Annotated in this window: 20 protein-coding genes; 14 read left to right on the forward strand and 6 right to left on the reverse strand. The window is 66.0% G+C overall.

Annotated elements, in window-relative coordinates; translation table 11 throughout:
- Positions 1–140: 140 nt before the first annotated feature.
- Both AB4Z14_RS14300 and AB4Z14_RS14305 read left to right on the forward strand, forming a co-directional pair.
- Complete coding sequence (locus AB4Z14_RS14300; RefSeq protein WP_442275755.1) at positions 141–998, forward strand: glycosyltransferase 87 family protein; 858 nt, start codon at positions 141–143, stop codon at positions 996–998.
- Between the two features lie 146 nt (positions 999–1,144).
- Positions 1,145–2,398: a hypothetical protein gene (locus tag AB4Z14_RS14305; protein ID WP_442275756.1), complete on the forward strand. Its 1,254-nt coding sequence runs from the start codon at positions 1,145–1,147 to the stop codon at positions 2,396–2,398.
- Positions 2,399–2,439: 41 nt separating this feature from the next.
- Here AB4Z14_RS14305 and nhaA read toward each other — a convergent pair whose 3' ends face one another.
- Positions 2,440–3,792 (reverse strand): Na+/H+ antiporter NhaA, encoded by a 1,353-nt coding sequence (nhaA, locus tag AB4Z14_RS14310; protein WP_442275757.1) that lies wholly within the window; start codon positions 3,790–3,792, stop codon positions 2,440–2,442.
- A 368-nt stretch (positions 3,793–4,160) separates the two neighbouring features.
- Here nhaA and AB4Z14_RS14315 point away from each other — a divergent pair, with 368 nt between their 5' ends.
- Complete coding sequence (locus tag AB4Z14_RS14315) at positions 4,161–4,403, forward strand: hypothetical protein (protein WP_442275758.1); 243 nt, start codon at positions 4,161–4,163, stop codon at positions 4,401–4,403.
- 6 nt (positions 4,404–4,409) lie between these two features.
- Here the strand turns inward: AB4Z14_RS14315 and AB4Z14_RS14320 are convergent, their stop codons facing one another.
- The gene (locus AB4Z14_RS14320; protein ID WP_442275759.1) at positions 4,410–5,660 is read right to left on the reverse strand and encodes a lipopolysaccharide biosynthesis protein; all 1,251 of its coding nucleotides are present in this window, start codon (positions 5,658–5,660) and stop codon (positions 4,410–4,412) included.
- A gap of 142 nt (positions 5,661–5,802) precedes the next feature.
- On the opposite strand from AB4Z14_RS14320, the gene AB4Z14_RS14325 reads away from it, so the two are divergent.
- From AB4Z14_RS14325 to AB4Z14_RS14350, 6 genes are all read left to right on the forward strand, one after another.
- Positions 5,803–7,110 (forward strand): DegT/DnrJ/EryC1/StrS family aminotransferase, encoded by a 1,308-nt coding sequence (locus AB4Z14_RS14325; protein ID WP_442275760.1) that lies wholly within the window; start codon positions 5,803–5,805, stop codon positions 7,108–7,110.
- Positions 7,111–7,113: 3 nt separating this feature from the next.
- The gene (locus AB4Z14_RS14330) at positions 7,114–8,328 is read left to right on the forward strand and encodes a glycosyltransferase (protein WP_442275761.1); all 1,215 of its coding nucleotides are present in this window, start codon (positions 7,114–7,116) and stop codon (positions 8,326–8,328) included.
- Complete coding sequence (locus tag AB4Z14_RS14335) at positions 8,325–9,257, forward strand: NAD-dependent epimerase/dehydratase family protein (protein ID WP_442275762.1); 933 nt, start codon at positions 8,325–8,327, stop codon at positions 9,255–9,257. The genes AB4Z14_RS14330 and AB4Z14_RS14335 overlap by 4 nt, the downstream gene beginning before the upstream one ends.
- A 103-nt stretch (positions 9,258–9,360) precedes the next feature.
- The gene (gmd, locus tag AB4Z14_RS14340; protein WP_442275763.1) at positions 9,361–10,380 is read left to right on the forward strand and encodes a GDP-mannose 4,6-dehydratase; all 1,020 of its coding nucleotides are present in this window, start codon (positions 9,361–9,363) and stop codon (positions 10,378–10,380) included.
- A 10-nt stretch (positions 10,381–10,390) separates the two neighbouring features.
- On the forward strand, positions 10,391–11,161 hold the full coding sequence (locus AB4Z14_RS14345) for a glycosyltransferase (protein WP_442275764.1): 771 nt from the start codon (positions 10,391–10,393) through the stop codon (positions 11,159–11,161).
- Complete coding sequence (locus AB4Z14_RS14350; RefSeq protein WP_442275765.1) at positions 11,158–12,120, forward strand: GDP-L-fucose synthase family protein; 963 nt, start codon at positions 11,158–11,160, stop codon at positions 12,118–12,120. The genes AB4Z14_RS14345 and AB4Z14_RS14350 overlap by 4 nt, the downstream gene beginning before the upstream one ends.
- 49 nt (positions 12,121–12,169) lie before the next feature.
- Here AB4Z14_RS14350 and AB4Z14_RS14355 read toward each other — a convergent pair whose 3' ends face one another.
- On the reverse strand, positions 12,170–12,550 hold the full coding sequence (locus AB4Z14_RS14355) for a DUF2304 domain-containing protein (RefSeq protein ID WP_442275766.1): 381 nt from the start codon (positions 12,548–12,550) through the stop codon (positions 12,170–12,172).
- Complete coding sequence (locus tag AB4Z14_RS14360) at positions 12,547–13,305, reverse strand: glycosyltransferase family 2 protein (RefSeq protein ID WP_442275767.1); 759 nt, start codon at positions 13,303–13,305, stop codon at positions 12,547–12,549. Before AB4Z14_RS14360 ends, AB4Z14_RS14355 begins: the two co-directional genes overlap by 4 nt.
- Before the next feature lie 279 nt (positions 13,306–13,584).
- Here AB4Z14_RS14360 and AB4Z14_RS14365 point away from each other — a divergent pair, with 279 nt between their 5' ends.
- Both AB4Z14_RS14365 and AB4Z14_RS14370 read left to right on the forward strand, forming a co-directional pair.
- The gene (locus tag AB4Z14_RS14365) at positions 13,585–14,796 is read left to right on the forward strand and encodes a hypothetical protein (protein WP_442275768.1); all 1,212 of its coding nucleotides are present in this window, start codon (positions 13,585–13,587) and stop codon (positions 14,794–14,796) included.
- Positions 14,797–14,938: 142 nt separating this feature from the next.
- Positions 14,939–16,096, forward strand: a complete 1,158-nt coding sequence (locus tag AB4Z14_RS14370; RefSeq protein WP_442275769.1) for an acyltransferase family protein — start codon at positions 14,939–14,941, stop codon at positions 16,094–16,096.
- Here AB4Z14_RS14370 and AB4Z14_RS14375 read toward each other — a convergent pair.
- Positions 16,093–17,463 (reverse strand): hypothetical protein, encoded by a 1,371-nt coding sequence (locus AB4Z14_RS14375; protein WP_442275770.1) that lies wholly within the window; start codon positions 17,461–17,463, stop codon positions 16,093–16,095. The two genes, AB4Z14_RS14370 and AB4Z14_RS14375, sit on opposite strands and share 4 nt — an antisense overlap.
- 217 nt (positions 17,464–17,680) lie before the next feature.
- On the opposite strand from AB4Z14_RS14375, the gene AB4Z14_RS14380 reads away from it, so the two are divergent.
- The 3 genes from AB4Z14_RS14380 (at position 17,681) to AB4Z14_RS14390 (ending at position 18,631) form a co-directional block, all read left to right on the forward strand.
- Complete coding sequence (locus AB4Z14_RS14380; RefSeq protein WP_442275771.1) at positions 17,681–17,851, forward strand: Flp family type IVb pilin; 171 nt, start codon at positions 17,681–17,683, stop codon at positions 17,849–17,851.
- A 124-nt stretch (positions 17,852–17,975) separates the two neighbouring features.
- The gene (locus AB4Z14_RS14385; protein ID WP_442275772.1) at positions 17,976–18,146 is read left to right on the forward strand and encodes a Flp family type IVb pilin; all 171 of its coding nucleotides are present in this window, start codon (positions 17,976–17,978) and stop codon (positions 18,144–18,146) included.
- Between the two features lie 68 nt (positions 18,147–18,214).
- Positions 18,215–18,631 carry a TadE/TadG family type IV pilus assembly protein gene (locus AB4Z14_RS14390; RefSeq protein WP_442275773.1) on the forward strand — a complete coding sequence of 139 codons (417 nt, stop codon included), beginning with the start codon at positions 18,215–18,217 and terminating at the stop codon, positions 18,629–18,631.
- Here AB4Z14_RS14390 and AB4Z14_RS14395 read toward each other — a convergent pair.
- The gene (locus tag AB4Z14_RS14395; RefSeq protein WP_442275774.1) at positions 18,612–18,971 is read right to left on the reverse strand and encodes a hypothetical protein; all 360 of its coding nucleotides are present in this window, start codon (positions 18,969–18,971) and stop codon (positions 18,612–18,614) included. The genes AB4Z14_RS14390 and AB4Z14_RS14395 overlap by 20 nt on opposite strands.
- Between the last annotated feature and the right edge of the window lie 59 nt (positions 18,972–19,030).

The raw sequence follows: 19,030 nt of genomic DNA on the forward strand, positions 1-19,030 counted from the left end.
CATGACGTGCATCCTCACCCTATCTTCGAATCGATACCCGACCGTGCTCAACCCCGCGCGCCGTGCGCGACCCGGCGTTAAGGTCCGGGATGTGGCACGCGTGGGGACGCTGTGCACGTACCCGTTGAGGGGGGACAGGCGTGACCGTGGCATCGATCGACCGACAACGTCTGCTTCGGGCGCTGTGGGTCGCGCTGTTGCCCGGAGGTCTGCTCTTTGCCTACCTCCAGGTCTCCGGCTACGCCCGCGCCGGCACCCTGGGACTCGACTCCCACGCATACTGGTTGGCAGCCTCGGATCAGAGCACCTGGTACACGCTGCCGCCGGAGTTCACCGACGCCTACCTCTACTCCCCGGTCTTCGCTCAGGTCCTCTCCCCGTTGGGTCACCTGCCCTGGCCGGCGTTCCAGGTGCTCTGGGCGATGCTCGGCCTGGCGGCCCTGCTCTGGCTCGTCCGGCCGCTGGGGTGGCTCAGAGGGCTGGTGGCAGGGCTCTTCCTCCTGCCGGACATCCTCATCGGCAACATCTACCTCTTCTTCGCGGTGGCGCTCGTGTGGAGCGTTCGACGTCAGGCGTGGTGGCTCATGCTCCCGCTGCTGACGAAGATCGGCCCGGCGGTGGTCGGTCTGTGGTTCCCGGCGCGCCGTGACTGGCGGCCCCTTGCGTGGGCGACGGCATCTACCGTCCTGGTCTGCGGGCTGTCGTATGCCGTGAGCCCGGACGCGTGGGGGCGCTGGGTCTCGTTCGTGCTCGAGTCGGCGGGTGATCGTGGGATCGGGCCCACGGTCCGCCTGGGGTGCGCGGCTCTGCTCACGGTGTGGGCCGCGAGACGTGGCCGCGCCTGGCTGTTGGCGCCAGCCATGGTGCTCGCGTGCCCGGTCATCGAGGGCTATGCCGTGTTTGCCATCCTCGCTGCCCTCCCTCGACTGCTCGCATGGCAGCGCACAGCGCAGAGTCGTCAACAAGGTCGGGCCGCCCTGACAGAGACGTTCACGTAGGACCTACGCCAACGGCGAGAATCCCTGCCCGGAGTCGTTCAGACAAAGGTCGATGCACGGGTCGTCGTCGGGCCAATCTAGGAAAACGCGGGACTTGGCGGCCAAACCATCACATGATGTGGCTCCGTCCACGCAAAAGGGGAGCGATGAGGGCCGTGCTCGGCGCGACGCAAGACGCGAACAAGACTTCAGCTCGTGCAGGATGGACCTTGCGAGCCAGTCGAATCGCGCGGCAGTCAGCGTTTCCGCTCGGGGTGTTCGCCGTCACGCAGGCGCTCATCGCCTTTTGGGTGGTCACCTCATCGGGCAGACAGAAGGTCATGCCCATGGGACAGGTGATCTTCTTCAACCATCCGAAGGCTGCAGACCCGGGTTACTGGGAGATCATCACCAACTGGGACGGCCAGTGGTACGAACTGATTGCGACACAGGGATACCAAGTGCCCGCGCCCGGGGAGCCGCTGGCCACCCACAAGGCTTGGGCATGGTCTTTTCCACCCCTGTACCCCATGGCCGTCCGCACGGTCACGGCTGTGACACGGTTGCCCTACGCGCAGACCGCTTGGGCGTTGAGTCTGGTCGCCGGAGCCGTAGCGGTGCTCATCTTTTATCGCCTTCTACGAGAGAGTGGCGGGCTGACGACTGCTCGGGTGGCCACCATTCTGTTCTGCTGTTTCACGAGCGCCCCACTGATGCAATTTGCCTACTCGGAGTCTCTTGGCCTGCTGCTCCTCATGGGCTTCTTCCTGGCCCTGAGACGACGCAACTACGGGCTCGCTTTATTGGCGATGGTGCTGCTGTCCTTCACACGACTGATAACCGCGCCGCTCCTTGTGGTCGTGGCCTTCCATGTGATCCAGGGCTACCGGTCTTCGGGCATGACATGGTTCCGAAGCCGTTGTGATGAGGTGCTCCTGGCAGCGCTCGCTGTCTACGCGATCGTCGGATCGGTTGTCTGGCTGGTCATCGGATCGCAGTTCATCGGGGCTGCAGCGGGCCTCTCGCGGACGAACTCATATCTGTCGCTTCACCTCGGATGGTTCACCGAGACGCTCGACTATGCCGGCCCGTTGATCCTCCTGCTGCTGGTCGTGATCCTGCTGGCGATGATCCTGTACGCAAGCAGTGAGCGTGCCCAAGGGTGGGGTTCGGACCTTCGCGCGTGGACGGCTGTCTATCCGCTGTATCTCGCACTTGTCACGATCATCCAGCCGGGCATTCTTCGGTACCTCCTGATGGCTCCGACGTTGCCCATGATGTTCGTCGGGCGCCTCACGCCCATACGGGGGTGGAAGCTAGTGCAGATCGTCGCTGTGGCGGCGCTGCTCCTCGTGAGCCAGTACTACTTCGTCAGTCGCCTCGTCGTCATTGATCGCTACGGAAGGATTTTCGGCCCATAGCCCTTCAGGTCTGTCGTCGGCCGGACGCAGTGCCGCCGTGATCACCGTTGAAAGAGGTCAGGCACGCCGTCCATGTCGTTGTCCGCGGTCTCCCGGGCCTCGACGAGCCGGTAGTGCCGGTTGCGCACCCGGAGCACCACGCTCGAGAGCAGCGCGGCGATGACGCTGCCGCAGAGGACGGCGAGCTTGACGTGGTCGTCGCGCTCCGAGCCGTTGCCGAAAGCGAGCTCCCCGACGAGCAGGCTGACGGTGAACCCGACGCCCGAGAGCACCGAGAGCCCGAGGACGTCGGTCCAGGCCAGGTCTTCGTCGAGCTCGGCTCGGGTGAAGCGGGCGACCGCCCACGTGCCCCCGAGGACGCCGACCGTCTTGCCGACGACGAGCCCGACGACAACGCCGACTGCGGCTGCATCGCCGAGTGCGGAGCCGAACCCGCCGCCGACGACCGTGACCCCGGCAGCGAAGAAGGCGAAGACGGGCACCGCGAAGCCCGCGGAGAACGGACGGATCTTGTGCTCGATGCGCTCCGCGAGGGAGTGGCGGTCGGGGTCGTCCTCCACCTCGCGGTTGACCGGGACGAGGAGCCCGAGCAGGACGCCGGCCACGGTGGCGTGGACGCCGCTGGAGTGGACGAAGACCCAGGCGAGCAGGGCCGGGATCGCGAGGATGAGCGGGTTGGTGATCTTGCGCTTGAGGAGCAGGCGCCACGCGGCCAGGGGGATGACCGCGGCGAGCAGCCAGAGGAAGCTGACCGTGTCGGTGTAGAAGATGGCGATGATCGTGATCGCGATGAGGTCGTCGACGACGGCCAGGGTCAGCAGGAACGAGCGCAGCGCGCTCGGCAGGTGCGTGCCGATGACGGCGAGCACCGCCAGCGCGAAGGCGATGTCGGTGGCCGTCGGGACGGCCCAGCCGCGGAGTATGCCGCTGAGCTCGCTCGCGCTGTCGCCCCGACTCATCAGCGTGGCCGTGACGACGAACAGGATCGCGGGCAGCGCGACGCCGCAGACCGCCGCCGCGATGGGCAGTGCCGCCTTGCGCCGGTCGGAGAGGTCGCCCGCGACGAACTCGCGCTTGAGCTCGATGCCTGCGACGAGGAAGAAGACGGCGAGCAGCCCGTCGGCCGCCCACGTCCCGAGCGACAGGTCGAGGTGCAGGGCGTGCGGGCCGATGACGGTGTCACGCAGGGCGGCGTACCCGTCGCGCCACGGCGAGTTCGCCCAGACGAGCGCGGTCACAGCGGCGGCCAGGAGGATCGCGCCACCCACGGTCTCGGTGCGAAGGAGGTCTGCCACGTAGCGGGCCTCGCGCCAGCTGCCTCGGCCGAGCAGCCGGTTGCCGGCGCTGTCTCGAGCGGGCGTCGGTGGGGTCGTGGTGGGGTCGTGGTCGCTCACCTGGGGTCCCTTCGGGGATGGGTCATGGGCCGCCGACCAGACTTCCCGGCACACCATGGCCACTTGCGTCGTCGCCGTGAGCCGCCTCGATTCTAGCGAGGCGGCGACCGCCGGCCCGGGACGCGGTCGGGGGCGCGGTCCGGGAGCGTTCCGCGAGCGTTCCGGGAGCGTTCCGGGAGCCGGAGGTGAGGGGGTGGCATGCCGAGGTCTGGTGATGGCCGCGCGGCCGACGCCGCAGGCCGGAACGCGCTGCGCCACGGTCAAATCGGACTAATTAGACATCGGTAGATTCCGGGCGGTTGGCAGCCGTACATTGTGGCTCGGGAGGGGGGCTCCCACCATGGGTGAGTGTTATTGGGGGTTTGACGATGAACGACAAGCCAGCGGGTTGGTACTACGTCGGCGATGGCACGTTGCGCTACCGCGACGACTACGGGTGGACCGAGTACTACATGGACACAAAGGACCCGCGCGCCCAGGACTGGCCGCCGCCGCAGCCGAAGACGCTGCTCCAGCAGCTGCGTGAGGACGAGGCCGCGCGGTCAACGGCCGCGGCGCACCGTGGCTCGCGCGTAACCACACTTTTCGGCCGGCGTCGCGCTCAACACTGACACGCGTCAGGACGTCTGCGGCGTCTGTTCACGCGTCCGGATCGCGAGGGACAGCACCGAGAGCAGGGCGATCAGGACCAAGCCGGGGCCGGCGAGCAGCCCCACGGCGGTCGCCACTCCGATCCCGTCATCAAATGACACGAGCGCGACCATGCAGATGGCGCCGAGGGCCCAGCACAGTGCCGCCCAGGGTGCCCGACCGGCAGCGATGAGTCCGGTTCCGGCCACGGCCGAAGCGGTGGCTGCGACCGTGGACATGGCAAGCGCCGCTGCGATGCCAAGGCTCACATCAGGGTTACGCCCGTAAAAGAGCGGTAGTGCGAGTGGGGCACAGGCCATCGCCAGCCCAGAGGCAACCGTGGCGAGGACGGTCACAGCTCTCACTGCTTGACGAAGGTCGCGCGAGAACTCGTCGAGCTGCCCGCTCGCCCAGGACCTGCTGAGTGAGACGAGGGCGGGCGTGGTGAAGCCCCCGGTGATCACTGAGGCCAGGCGGAAGTAGCTACTCGCCACGACAAACGCGCCCACGGTCGCCGGAGCACTCCCACCCACTCGCCAGTCGAGCACCAACGGGGCGCCGTTGAGGCAGAGTTGATAGCAGAGCGCAACGAGGACGAAGGACAGCTGCTCGCCCCGCACATCCATGTTCGGCGTCTGGCTGAGAGTGGCGGTGGGCCTGCGACGATTCGCCATCACTCCGATGGCTCCGGCGAGAAGTATGGGGATGCCCACTGCGCAGGCCATCAGCCACGATGCCGCCGACGGGGTCGCCACCGCGGCCGCGACAAGTGCGAGGCGTAGCAGGGCCTCAACGCCAAAGAGCGTGGCATAGGTGCCCAGGTGACCAGAGCCGGCGACGTGCCCGCGCACGGCGCTGGCCACGGTCCAGCCGAAGATGCCGCTCGCGACAGCGAAGCCGGTGTGGGTGTAGGTCCCAGCGGTCGCCGACCATCCCGTCCAGACCAAGGCGGCCACGGTGGCAACCACGCCCAACACGGCCAGACGGATTATCGGCACTCTCGTGTGCGCGGCGAGGCCAGCGCTCACTCTGCGAGCGACGAGCTGCTCGGTGGGCATGGCCAAGCCATAACCGAACAGCGTCGTGGCAGTCCACGCCAACGCGAAACCAGCAAAGGCTTCGGGTCCCAGTGTTCGCGGTCCCACGGCAAGCATCGCCACGACCGACAGGGCTATCGCGAGGTTGCCAAGTGTCACTTCCGTGACACCGCCGTGCCGTGGTGTCCTCTGGCGCGTCACGAGCCTCCGACCCCTTTCCAGCAGGCACCTCGTGCGGAGCCCCGTTCGGTCACGATAGACCGGCCCGGGGGTGGCCGACTCGAAATGCGCCTTGCGCCCGATACGCGTGTTCGTCGGGCCGCGGCTGGGTAGCATCACGCGGGTGACCGGACCTGTTGGGCAAGACGCGGCGCCTTCCGACACGAGCGTCGATCGACGCCATCAGATCCGGCGGCAGATCGACGTCCTGCTCGACGAGTACTTCGATCTGATCGAACCGATGCCCGCGGACACCTGTCCTCTCTCCGTCCCGCTATACGGCGCCGGCGAAGTGCGCGGGGCACTGCTCACGATGCTCGAGCAAAACGTCACCATGGGCGCGAAGGTCCGGGAGTTCGAACGCGAGTTCGCCGATTTCGTCGGCAGCAAGCACGCCATCATGGTCAACAGCGGTTCGTCGGCCAATCTCTTGGCCCTCGCCGTTCTTTCCAATCCGTCCTTGCCGGGCGCCCTCAGGCCTGGTGACGAAATCATCGTCCCGGCTGTTACCTGGGCGACCACGATCGCGCCGATCCTTCAACACGGGTGCATTCCCGTCCTGGTCGACATCGATCCCAGGACGCTCAACCTGCGCCCCGAGGATCTCGCCAAGGCGCTGTCCAGTCGAACCCGCGCGATCATGCCCGTGCACTTGCTCGGCAACCCGATCGACATGGCGCCGCTCATGGACTTCGCACGGCAGCACGATCTCTGGGTCATCGAAGACACATGCGAGTCGCTGGGTAGCTCCATCGACGGACGCATGGTGGGCTCCTTCGGTCAGTGCGGCACCTACTCGTTCTACTTCTCGCACCACATCACGACCATCGAAGGGGGGATGCTCGTCACGGACGACGACCTCATCGCAGACCTCGCACGGTCGATGCGTGCCCATGGTTGGACGCGGGACATGGTTCAGCGTGAGGAGGTGGAGTCGGCCAATCCGTGGATCGACCCTCGATTCCTCTTCGTCAATGTCGGCTACAACCTGCGCCCCATGGAGCTTCAGGCCGCGTTCGGCCTCGTCCAGCTCACCCGTCTCGAGTCGTTCAACGAGAGCCGCCGAGCCAATGCGGAGTACCTTCTCAGCGCGATGTCCGGGCTGTCCGACCATCTCGAGTTCGTCACGGAACAACGAGGCGGTCGTAGCACGTGGTTCGGGTTCACCGTCATGGCCGAGAGCGGTGACGTCCGCCGCAGGCTGAGCGCCCACCTCGAGGCTCGGGGTGTGGCCACACGTCCGATCGTCGCGGGCAACCTGGCTGTCCAGCCGGCTTTCCGTGACAACCCACATCGCACCGTCGGCCATCTGGCAGGTGCAACCCAGGTCGGCGAGAGGGGCCTCTTCGTCGGAAACCATCCAAACCTCAGCCGGGCCCAGCTCAACCACATCGTCGAGTCCTTCACATCCTTCTACGTCGATCCGAGCTGACCCGTGCCGCACGACGACGGGTCATCACGGTCGGTCCTCTGGTTGCACAGCCATTTCGAGCTGCCAACGGGCGGCACGAAGTACATCTACGAGGTTGCCCGTCGCGTTGCCAAGGACCGGCCGGTGACGATGCTCGTCGAGTCGGCTTCTCCCCTGTGGCGTGAAAGGTATGCCGACGCGGGCATCCCTCTCCACGAGGTCGGCGGCCTGACGTCCACGAGCCTTGCCTACTGGGCCTTGTTCCCCGTTCACCTGCGGCGTGACTTCGCGGAGGTGGACGGCATGGCAAACGACGCAGCGGTGATCGTCTCCAGCTTCTTCCCGATGCCTTGGATCGCTGGACGTGTCGCGCGGCGACGCGGGCTACGGCACGTCTCCCTGTGTTTCGAACCATTCCCCTTCTTCCATGACCGGGAAGTCATCGGAATGTACCCACTCTGGAAACGACTGCTGCTCAAGGGTCTTCACATGGCCTATGGCCGTCTCGACCGTTCCGGAGTGACGGGGGCCGATGCGCTGGTGACACTCAACGAGTCCACTCGTCGAGAGATCGCGAGGACGTACGGCCGATCGGACGCAATGCCTGCCTACGCAGGAGTGGACACGGATCTCTTTCGCCCGTACGCGGAGAACGAGATCGCTCACCTCGTGCAGCGCTACGGCCCAGGCCCGTGGGTCATCCACTCGACGGACTTCTCTCCGATCAAACGCACAGATCTCGCTTTGCGCGCCTTCGCCGAGTGCGTGCGGCTGGACAGCTCGGCCCGTCTACTCATCACGAGCACACGTCAGGATCCGGCGGCTGAGCAGCAGATGCGACGTCTCGCCGTCCAGCTCGGCATCGACGAGCAGATCGTCATGGCGGGGTTCCTGCCTTTCGAGGACCTTCCGCGCGTGTACTCGATGGGTACGGTTCTGCTCCAGACCGGCACCTCGGCTGGTTCCGGTGCCACCACCATGTCTCTCCCCGTGAAAGAGGCCTTGGCCTGCGGGACTGCCGTGGTGCGCAGCCGGGCAACCGACGAGGACGTCGAGGAAGGGGTCAGCGGCTTTCTGGTGGACCCCACAGACAGTGTCGAGACCGGAGCGCGTCTGGCCGAGCTGGTCTCCGATCCGGAGCGGGCCGCAATCATGGGCCTTGCAGGAAGGGACCGTGTCATCCGCACGTATACGTGGCCTTCAGTGGTGGACGTGGTTCTCGCAGCGGTCGGCCCGTGACCCGTCACGCGCTGGTCACCGGGGTGAGCGGCTTCACGGGACGCCACCTCGCTCGTCGCTTGGTGGCCGATGGCTGGTCAGTCACCGGAACGGCGCGCTCACGCACTTCTGGCGTCGACGGTGTCGACGAGCGGCACGTCGATATCGATGACTGGCTCGGACTCCGGTCCCTCGTCGGAGAGGTGCGCCCCGACGTCGTCTACCACCTTGCTGCGGTCGTGGACACGGTGACGACGCCTGACCTTGGTCTCCTCTACCGAACCAACACGGTCGGGACCGCGGCCGTGCTCGACGCGGTCCTTCGCTCCGGGACGGCGCCCCGCGTTCTCGTGGCGAGCTCCGCGTTCGCCTACGGCGTGGTCGCTGAGGGCGCGGACAACATCGGCGAGGACACCGCTTTGGCTCCGATCACGCCGTACGGCGCTTCCAAGGCGGCAGCCGAGGCCATTGCGCGACAGTGGTGGCGTCAGACGGGCGTGGACCTCGTCGTGGCGCGCGGCTTCCAGCACACGGGCCCGGGTCACGTCGGGGCGTATGCGCTTGCCGACTGGGCCCGCCAGCTCGCACGGGGCGCCACGACGCTCGACGTTGGCAACCTCGACGTGGTGCGTGACTACCTCGATGTCCGTGACGTGGCCGCGGCCTACCTCGAACTTGCTGACACGGGAGGACCGGGCGAGGTGTACAACGTCGGGAGTGGTGTGGGTAGGACCATGCGGCAGATGCTCGAGGGCCTGGTGGAGGCGTTCGATCGAGATGTCGAGATCCGTAGCGACGTCGGGAGGTTCCGTCCCAGTGATCAACCGGTGTTCGTGGCCGACGTGGCGAAACTGCGACGCGACACACGATGGGCGCCGAAGCACCCGATCGAGCAGACACTTGCTGACCTCGCGCGTTCAGCACGCGTTACAGCCGGGCGCGGGGAGTGACTGATTTGCACCATTGTGGATCCCACGTCCTCGGTAGCATGACCGGGCGTCCGCGAGCACGCGGGCAAGGCCTTTGCTACGCCATCTGGACGAAGGAAGACTTGTGACGAAACGTGCCCTGATCACCGGCATCACCGGGCAGGACGGCTCGTACCTCGCGGAGTTCCTGCTTGCCAAGGGGTATGAGGTTCACGGCCTGATCCGGCGGGCATCAACCTTCAACACGACGCGCATCGACCATCTCTACGTCGACCCGCATGAGTCCGAGGCCAAGCTCTTCCTCCACTACGGCGACATCACGGATGGTTCCCGACTGGTGACGCTGCTCGCCCAGGTGCGGCCGGACGAGGTCTACCACCTCGCAGCCCAGTCGCATGTGCGAGTCAGCTTCGACGAGCCCGAGTACACCGGCGACACCACCGGCCTCGGCACGATCCGACTGCTGGAGGCAATCCGCATGATCGGTCTGCAGTGCCGCTTCTACCAGGCGTCGAGCTCGGAGATGTTCGGAGCAGCAGCACCACCGCAGAACGAGGAGACACCGTTCTATCCTCGGAGCCCCTATGGGGCCGCCAAGGTCTACAGCTATTGGGTGGCCCGCAACTACCGTGAGGCCTACGGCCTCTTCGCCGTGAACGGCATCCTCTTCAACCACGAGAGCCCTCGAAGAGGTGAGACCTTCGTGACCCGGAAGATCACCCGGTCCGTCGCCCGAATCAAGGCAGGCCTCGAAAGCGAGCTCTACCTCGGCAACCTCGACGCCGTTCGCGACTGGGGCTACGCGCCGGAGTTCGTCGAAGCGATGTGGATGATGCTGCAGCAGGACGAACCGCGCGACTACGTGGTGGCAACTGGCAGCGCCTATTCGGTGCGCGACTTCGTGCAGTTCGCCTTTGATCACGCAGGGCTCGACTGGGAAGAGCACGTTCGGTTCGACGTGCGCTATCTCAGGCCCACCGAGGTCGACGCGCTCATCGGCGACGCCTCCGTGGCCAAGTCGGTCCTCGGTTGGGCAGCCGAGGTCCACACGCCGGACCTCGCCCGGATCATGGTCGATGCCGACCTCAAGGCCCTTGATACTGAGGGCTCCCCGTGGGTCCACCGGGCGTGGACCCATGACTGAGCGTGGCGCCGTGCTCGCAGTGGTTCCGACGCTCGGTGAGCGGGTCGATACGCTCGGCCCCGCCCTCGCAAGCGTCCGCGACCAGGAGGGAGTCGACGTACGCCTGGTTGTCGTCGTGCCTGCTGGGGCTGAAGAGGCGCGACGCGTTGCAACCGAGCATGGAGCTATCGTCATCGACGATCCGAAACGTGGCCTGTCGGCCGCGGTGAACGTCGGTATCGCCCAAGCGGACGGCGAGGCGTACTTCTCGTGGATCGGTGACGATGACGAGCTGCATCCCGACGGGCTTCGGAAGCTCGTCGATCTCCTGGAGACCGACCATGGCGCCGTCGTCGCCTTCGGCGCCTGCGATTACATGGACGATCTCGGCGAGATCTTTGCCGTGAGCAGCGCCGGCAGGTGGGCGCGTCGCATCCTTGCATGGGGACCTGACCTCATCCCTCAGCCGGCCTCTCTGACCAGACTGTCTGCCATGAAGATCGTCGGGCCGTATGACGAGAGCCTGCGATTCGTCATGGATCTCGACATGTTCCTTCGCCTGCGCGATCAGGGACGGTATGTCACGACGCGAAGCCGCATCGCGAAATATCGGTGGCACCCGGACGCACTCACCGTGGCGAACCGCGACCTCTCCATCACCGAGGGCGACGGCGTCCGACGGCGGCACCTGCCCTCGGCGGTGAGGCCTTTGGCGGTGCTGTGGGAGCGACCCGTTCGGGTCGCCATCAACATCGTGTCGGACCAGCTGTCACGTCGCGCGCGCAACAGGCGGCGACAGTGACAGAGACGGTGACCCGGCTCGACCGGGCTGCCCCCTTCTACGTGGCGGGGCACCATGGCCTGGCCGGCGGTGCAGTGTGGCGGCATCTGGGCGCGTCAGGGTTCACCAATCTCGTCGGGCGTGCCTCGTCAGAGCTGGATCTGCGAGAACGCGATGACGTGTTCGCCTTTTTCGACGAGGTCCGGCCGCGCTATGTCGTCATGGCAGCGGCCCGCGTCGGCGGTATCCTGGCGAACAGCACCCGGCCGGTGGACTTCCTGTCCGACAACGTGCGCATCCAGGTCAATGTGCTCGACGCGGCGCATACCTACGATGTGGATCGCCTACTCCTGTTGGGTTCCTCGTGCATTTACCCCAAGTTCGCCGAGCAGCCGATCAAGGAGTCATCCCTGCTTACCGGCGCGCTCGAGCCGACCAATGACGCCTACGCCATTGCCAAGATCGCCGGCGTCATGCATGTCCAGGCGATGCGACGCCAACACGCCAGACGTTGGATCAGCGCGATGCCCACCAACCTCTACGGTCCGGGCGACAACTTCGAGCCCGACTCGTCCCACGTGCTCGCTGCGTTGATCCGTCGATTCGACGACGCCGTACGTGACGGGGCCTCGACCGTGACCAACTGGGGATCGGGAGCGCCACGCCGTGAGTTCCTCCATGTCGACGACCTGGCCTCAGCTGTTCTGCACCTCCTTGAGGCCTACGACGACGCGTCCCCGATCAACATCGGCACGGGACGGGATCTCACGATCCGGGAACTGTCCGATCTGGTCGCAGAAGTCGCCGGTTTCTCCGGCACGGTCGAGTGGGACGACACCCAGCCGGACGGCACCCCGCGAAAGCTGCTGGATGTGTCACGGCTGGAGTCGCTCGGCTGGCGACCCGTCGTCGAGCTGCGTCCCGGGGTCGAGCAGGCCTACAACTGGTATGCCGAACACCGAGACTCTGCTCGCCGCTGATCTCCGCAGCGACAGACACACGCGCCCGCAAAGGCCGCTCGTCCTAGGGTCAGTCGCGCTTGGAGGTCGTCGGGTCAGCCTGCCCGCTCCCATGCCGGCTCTCGGTCTCGAGCCGCAGCAGGGCGGCCTCCTCGGCAACGCGCAGCAGCCGCTTCTCGAGGCGTCCCATCTCCGCGGTGAGTTGGATGAGGATGAGCAGCAGACCCAGGAAGCCGATGAAGAACAGAAGGTTGAGTGGCACGGCGACGCCCGTTACCCGGGCTGCCCAGTCGAGAGCTCCCGGGGCGAGTGCCATCAGGGCGGTGATGACCCCGACGATCGTCCAGGTGACGGCGAACCGTCCTCGGATGTAGCGACGCCTGACCATCTCGAAGATGGTGAGGACGACGAGTGCTGCCCCGGCTAAGGCAAGACCGAAACCACCCGTCACCGCAGGACACCGCCCGTGACAGGCTTGGCCCGGACCATGCCGAGGAACACCGTGGCAACTGCGCGGCCGGCGTATCCGATCGACGACACCGTGCCCTGGCTCGGCCGACCGCCAGCCCGTTGGCGCATGACGACGCCGACCTCACCGACTCGTAGGCCGGACCGACGTGCCAGCACGAGCGACTCGACAGTGTCACCGAGGTACTCGCACGGGTAATGGTGGGCAAACAGTTCGATGGCCGCCTTCGAGAAGGCGCGGAAGCCAGATGTCGAGTCTGTCAGGGTATTGCCGACGACGAGGCTCATCAGCCTGGCGACCAGACGCATCGAGGTGCCCCGCACCAGGTGGACGTCGTAGCCGACTCCCGAGCCGAAGCGGCTCCCGATGACGATGTCGACGTGCGCGGTCGCGTCGATGAGCGCTTGTGCCTGGGATGCGACGTGCTGACCGTCAGCATCGATCTGGACGACGACGTCGTACGCGTTGGCGGAGGCGTACCGGAAGCCGGTGCGCATCGCACCCCCCACCCCCATGTTGAAGGAGTGTCGCGCGACCTTCACAGGGAAGCGTCGTGCGATGGCGGCGGTCGCGTCGGCCGACCCGTCGTCGACGACGAGGACGTCCGCTGCTGGTAGAGCGTCGAGAACCTCGGTCAGAACGGTCGCGATGCACGCGGCCTCGTTGAAGGCAGGCATGACGACCAGGACTCGCGGCTCGGCCGTCGGCCAATCGCCGCCCTGCGTCTGATGTGTCATCCCTACCCCGTTGGTCGTGTGCGCCGCCCCGGCGGATCCGTCCGCGCTCATGGTGCACCGACCCTCGACCTCGTGTCCGGCAAACGGACATTTCCGTGACACGCGTGGGCGCATGGATGTCCAAAGACCTGCCGTTGTGAACCGATTCGCTTAGGCTCGCGGCGTCTCCGGCTGGCACAAAGCCATGGCAGTCGCGAGGCTCAAGTACGCGCTCGTCGAGGGGACCACATGCGCGATGAAAGGCAGTCCCAGCTGACGCGACCAGAGGATCTGCCCTCGGTGGCGGACGCCGGCGCGGCGCGCGCGTGGCTCGCGCGTTGGTGGGTGCCGTTGACGATCTTTGCAGCATCGCGCATCGTCGACGCGGTGTTCTTGGCTCTGGCCGCCGAGGATCAGGTGGCACTCAACCGGACCCGTGCCGACTACTACGTGTACGACCCAACCCAGGCTGACCCGGGCTACTCAGGCATCGTCTCCAACTGGGATGCCCAGTGGTACAGACGGATCGCCACGGAAGGCTACGAGCTATCCGCCCCGGGTGGCAGCACGGCAGACACGCGAAACACGCTGTGGACGTGGGCCTTCCCGCCGGCGTACCCAATGATCGTCCGGCTCGTCATGGCACTGACCTCGCTGTCCTTCCCCGTGGCGGCGACTATCGTCAGTTGTCTGGCGGGGGCGGGTGCCATGGTGCTCATGTATCGCCTCGTGATCCGCACCGGCGGACCCTTCCTCGCTGGTGTCACGGTCCTCTTTTCGTCCTTCTTCATCAGTGCCCCGCTTCTGCAGATCGGCTACAGCGAAGCGCTGGCTCTGCTTTTCCTCATGGCCGCCCTGAACTTCATGGTGGACTGGCACTACCTGTGGGCCACGGCCGCGGTGCTCGCATTGTCGATGACCCGCCTTGTCACCTTGCCCTTCCTGCTCGTGGTCATCGTTCACGCCTATCTGCGCTATCGGAGAGAGGGTGCCTTCTGGCGCACGGAGCGCGCGGGGGCTGCGTCGCTCGCGCTGGCTGGAGCCATGAGCATTTTCGGGCTGTTCTCCTGGATGCTGTTGGCATCGGTATTCATCGGCACGGACGCCGGGATGGAACGCAGTGCAGGGCAGCGCAGCTTCTATCTCGGCTGGTTCGAGGACGCGTACCACCTGTTCGGGCCCGCTGGCCCGATCATCGTGGGGTGCTTCCTCCTGCTCGTCGCCGGGTCGATGCTCGTGCCCTCCGCAAGTGTCTGGGCGCCCGAACTTCGGGCGTGGTCAGCCGCATATCCCGCATTCCTGCTCGCGATGACGCCGATCCTGCCGGCCGTCATGCGCTACCTGTTGCTCACCCCGACTCTCCCCGTACTTCTCGCTGGGACTCCCCGTCAGCCCACGCGACGCACTCTGGCATGGGTCGGCTTCGTTCTCGTGGTACTCGTCCTGTGCCAGCGGTGGTATGCGGCGAACATCATCGTCGTCTGGACCGAGGCGCCCCGCCCAGCCCCGTGATCCGCAAAGAGTTGCGTCTGATTTGTCCTGATATAAACCTCATTCTGAAGCTGGGAAGGCCATCCCTTCTCCGAAAACGGATCTCTCAGACCGCCGACTGGTCGTACGTTGCTGGCTGGGGCCGTCGTCGGGGCGGGCTGTCATGGCCGCGAGGGGGTCGACGGTGAACGTAGGGGCGCCGGCTCGGCTTCGCGGGCTGACGAGCCTGCGCTTCTTTGCCGCTTGCGTCGTGGTCCTGCACCACCTGCCGCTGGCTATGCCCGCGCTGGCCAGCGTGCTGCTCGTCGCGAAGGCCGGCTACGTCGGGGTGACGTTCTTCTTCGTCCTCAGCGGCTTCGTCCTCGCGTACGGCTGGACAGGTGCCACATCTGCCAGAGAGTTCTACGCCAGGCGCATCGCTCGCGTCTATCCGGTTCACGCACTCACGGCGATCGCCGTTCTCCTCATGCTGCTGAGGGGCGGCGTCGACTGGGGTGCGCTACCCGTGAATCTCGCCTTGCTGCAAGCCTGGTCACCGGAACCTGCTGTGTACCTCTCGTTCGTAGGCGCTGCCTGGTCGCTCTCGTGCGAAGTCTTTTTCTACGCCTGCTTTCCGTTGCTCTTCGGCCTGCTCGCTCGCTGCGTCCATCACACACGATGGGTGATCGCCCTGGTCACGGGCGCCGCTGCACTTGGCGCGTCGTTCGCCTCCTTCTCGTCATCGCTGGGCGAGTACCTCTACCACCTGCCCCTGTTCAGGATGGTGGATTTCTCGGTGGGCATCTTGTTGGGCATGGCCATGCGGCGCGGTTGGCGCGTGAGCGTCAGGCCGATACCAGCGGCGGCGTTGGTTGTCACGTGTTACCTGCTCGTCACGATGGCCCAGGTGCTTGGCAGGGCGAATGCGTCGTGGTCGTGGCTGTTCTCGCTCTCCATGGTCCTGCCGTTCGGGCTTCTCATTGCATCTGTTGCCGGGCATGAAATCGACGGTGGCCGGTCGATCTTGGTGTCGCGGGTGCCCGTACTCCTAGGTCTCTGGTCCTTTGCGCTCTATATGGTTCACGGAGTCGTTCTCGCCGCAGTCGAAGCGCATGTGCGTGACCTTCATGGCGCGGCAGCGGTCGTCGTCGGCGTCGCCATCGTCGCTCTCGCGATCACAGCGTCGTGGCTGTTGTATGCGCTCTATGAGCGCCCGGTCGAGTCCGCGCTGCGCCGTCGCTGGATCCGATCCTCCCCAGCGGAGCAGGGGGCCGCGGCGCAGGGCGCAAGTTCGCCAGGGGCCGTTGCTCGTGACAGCGCGGGCTGGAGCGTCCAGAGCTAGCGCGCGTACAACGTGAACGGACCAACGCGTGAGGTGCTCGACAGGCCTGCTGCCAGGGCCAACTTTGCTTGAGACGAATCGGCCCTCGCAATCACGACATCGGCACCTATGAGAGCTCGGTGGGCGCCGGCGGCGTCGCCCTTCATGAAGGCGAGGTATGCCGCTTGGTCACTCGCCGTGAACGCGTCCAGGGGGTTGCTCACCCACACGGTCGCCCCCGCCGCGGCGAGAGACTCGGCGAGTGGTTCCTCGACCAGTACGACCTGGCCTCGCGTGGCGCTGGCGAGCGAGGTCGCCTCGGCGTCCGTGGCTGCGAAGGTAGGGGCGCGCAGTGCGACCAGCACGCACGCAACGGCAAGCAGCGCGACGGCCGCCATGCTCTGGCGTGGCGGGGAGACCCTTGCCCGGACCGGTTCCTCGCCGAGTCGGGCCCAACCCAGAGCAGCGGGGGTGGCAAGGAAGAGCAGCAGCCAGATCCCGTGGCGAGCGGCGGTGACCGTCGCGATCGCGAGACCGACGCCGGCGAAGTACTCCCACAACGGCCTTCGGCGGCGAAGGCCCAGGGCCAGCAGAACCAACGCCGAAACGACGAGAAGCATGTCGAAAGGGTTCGTCAGGCTCAGCCGGCTCCACATCCCCGAGTCATCACTCGTGGCCTCACCACCGAAGACACCCATGTAGTAGCGGGGCGCATCGAGCAGGCCCGGGTTGAGACACGTGGCCGCCAGAGCTGCCAAACCCACACCGACAGCGGTGAAGGGGGATTGGCGCAGTCGAGAGAAGACCAGATAGCAGCCGAGGACCGCGACGCCGACCAGCACGCCGCCGTGCAGATTACCCCAGATCGCCACCAGCGGCACCGTCCACCAGATGGCTGAAGTGGGTCGTTCCTGCTGGCGTCGAAGCAGGACGAGCAGGACGGCATACGGAAGCAAGGACAGGAGCTGCGCGCGGGCGATGAGCAGCGGAGCAGCAGCGCCCAGTGCGACCACGACCAGAGTGACGGAGGTTGCCAGCGACCTGGCGCCGAGCGTGCTCGAGGACAGAGCCAGAGTGCCGAGAGCCAGCACGACAGCCGCCAGCTGGGCGATGACGATGCCGAGGCTGCCGAGGGCGAAGGCATATGAGAAGAGCAGCTGGCCGAGGACGGTCGTGTTGACCCATCCTGCCGAATCCGCTGCAGCGAAAGGGATTCCGGTCGGGATGGACCGCGTTCGGCGGATTGAGTCGCCGAGGGCGGGCAGCCACAACGCGTCAGACCCGATGATCGTCAGCTGGGCAACCACGCTGGCCAGAACGCCGAGAGTGACGATCACCCCGATGGGCAGGACCCAGCGGCGTCCCGGTGCGTTCGTGTCGAGTGCCAACGTCTCCCTGTGCTTCCTCGCTGAGCCACCGGCTGCCCGCGGACAGTGGTGTCTAGGTCGGCCCAACGCTCTCATCTCGCCCTGTCCGAAAGGTGAACTTTGGGTGCGCGTTGCGAACTTCAACGATTTTCAAGACACGCTGCATCCTGCAACCTAATCTTCCCTCAGCGGGGGGCACATTCGGGTGGCCCTGCATCACTGGGAGGAACCCTTCACCATGACCAAGATTGCTGCCAAGGTCCAGACGCTGCTCAACCGTGAGCGCGGCGCGACCGCTGTCGAGTACGGCCTGATGGTTGCCCTGATCGCTGTCGTGATCATCGCTGCTGTCTCCCTCCTCGGCAACAACCTCTCGACGACGTTCGACAACGTCGCGAAGAAGGTCTGAGCAAACGACGCGGGTGCGAGGCCGGGGGTACGGTCTCGCACCCGCGGCTCGCTCGTGGAGGGGTCCTACGAGCTCCAACTCACATAGTTCGGGCGTAGTGCCACACCACCAGGGAGAGAACGAAATGACCAAGCTTGCTGCCAAGATCCAGAGCCGACTCAACTCCGAGCGCGGCGCGACCGCCGTCGAGTACGGCCTCATGGTCGCCCTGATCGCCGTCGTGATCATCGCCGCCGTCTCACTGCTCGGCAACAACCTGTCCACGACGTTCGACAACGTCGCCAAGCAGGTCTGATAGTTCACACCACGTCCACGCCGGGGGGCTACGGACGTCACCGCACAATTTGGGGAGGGCGATCTGGCATGGCCAGAACTGAGCGCGGCGCATCCGCCGTGGAGTTCGCGATCGTCCTCCCCGTGCTGTTCCTCATCATCGCCGGCATCGTCGACTTCGGACGCGCGTACTTCACGCAGATCGAGCTTTCCAATGCAGCCCGCGAGGGCGCCAGGGCAGCGGTGGTCCTTCCTCTGGGGTCGACGCCGGCGCCGACCACTGAGGTCGCGGCGAGGGTATCGGCGGCTCTGCCCGGCATTGGTGATGCGACTCTGTCGCCAGCGCCCGTCTACTGTCCGTCAGTCGCCACGTCGACGGCTCGAGCGACTGTCGCTGTCAGCCGCCCCTTCCAGTGGATCGTCCTCGGTCCGGCCATGCGCATCTTCGGAGGCTCGCTGGCTGACGGCAACATTCGAGCGACTGGAGTCATGCAATGCGGCGGCTGAAGAGACTGATGCGCACGAGGCGCCGTGATCGCGGCGCTGTGGCCATCATCGTTACGGTGCTCGTGTCGTGCGGCATCGTCATCGGCATGCTTGCGATAAGTGCCGATGTCGGGTCTGTCATGAGTTCCCGCCGTTCGGTCCAGAATGCGTCGGACTCAGCTGCCATGGCGCTCGCCAACGCATGTGCCAAGGGTACGGTCGACACAACAATCTGTTCCAGCGCCAACGCACCGACGAGCCTGGCAAGCCTCGCCTCGGCAAACTCCAACGGCGCCGCCATCACGTCCGTTTGTGTCTCGAGTCTTACCGCGATCACGGGCAATTCAGCCACCAGTCCCATCACCGCAGTGTGCGGCTCGGGAAACACCAGTGACCTCGGCGCGTGTATCCCTGCCCCGA

This window comes from Terrabacter sp. 2TAF16 (assembly GCF_052115065.1).
In the GTDB taxonomy this organism is placed as follows: Bacteria; Actinomycetota; Actinomycetes; order Actinomycetales; family Dermatophilaceae; genus Terrabacter.

What these genes read in the sequence shown, in the direction of transcription:
- AB4Z14_RS14305 (WP_442275756.1), top strand. Translation starts at nt 1,145, where the DNA reads ATGAGGGCCGTGCTCGGCGCGACGCAAGACGCGAACAAGACTTCAGCT.
- AB4Z14_RS14315 (WP_442275758.1), top strand. Translation starts at nt 4,161, where the DNA reads ATGAACGACAAGCCAGCGGGTTGGTACTACGTCGGCGATGGCACGTTG.
- AB4Z14_RS14360 (WP_442275767.1), bottom strand. Translation starts at nt 13,305, where the DNA reads ATGACACATCAGACGCAGGGCGGCGATTGGCCGACGGCCGAGCCGCGA.
- AB4Z14_RS14370 (WP_442275769.1), top strand. Translation starts at nt 14,939, where the DNA reads ATGGCCGCGAGGGGGTCGACGGTGAACGTAGGGGCGCCGGCTCGGCTT.
- AB4Z14_RS14380 (WP_442275771.1), top strand. Translation starts at nt 17,681, where the DNA reads ATGACCAAGATTGCTGCCAAGGTCCAGACGCTGCTCAACCGTGAGCGC.
- AB4Z14_RS14385 (WP_442275772.1), top strand. Translation starts at nt 17,976, where the DNA reads ATGACCAAGCTTGCTGCCAAGATCCAGAGCCGACTCAACTCCGAGCGC.
- AB4Z14_RS14390 (WP_442275773.1), top strand. Translation starts at nt 18,215, where the DNA reads ATGGCCAGAACTGAGCGCGGCGCATCCGCCGTGGAGTTCGCGATCGTC.
- AB4Z14_RS14395 (WP_442275774.1), bottom strand. Translation starts at nt 18,971, where the DNA reads ATGGGACTGGTGGCTGAATTGCCCGTGATCGCGGTAAGACTCGAGACA.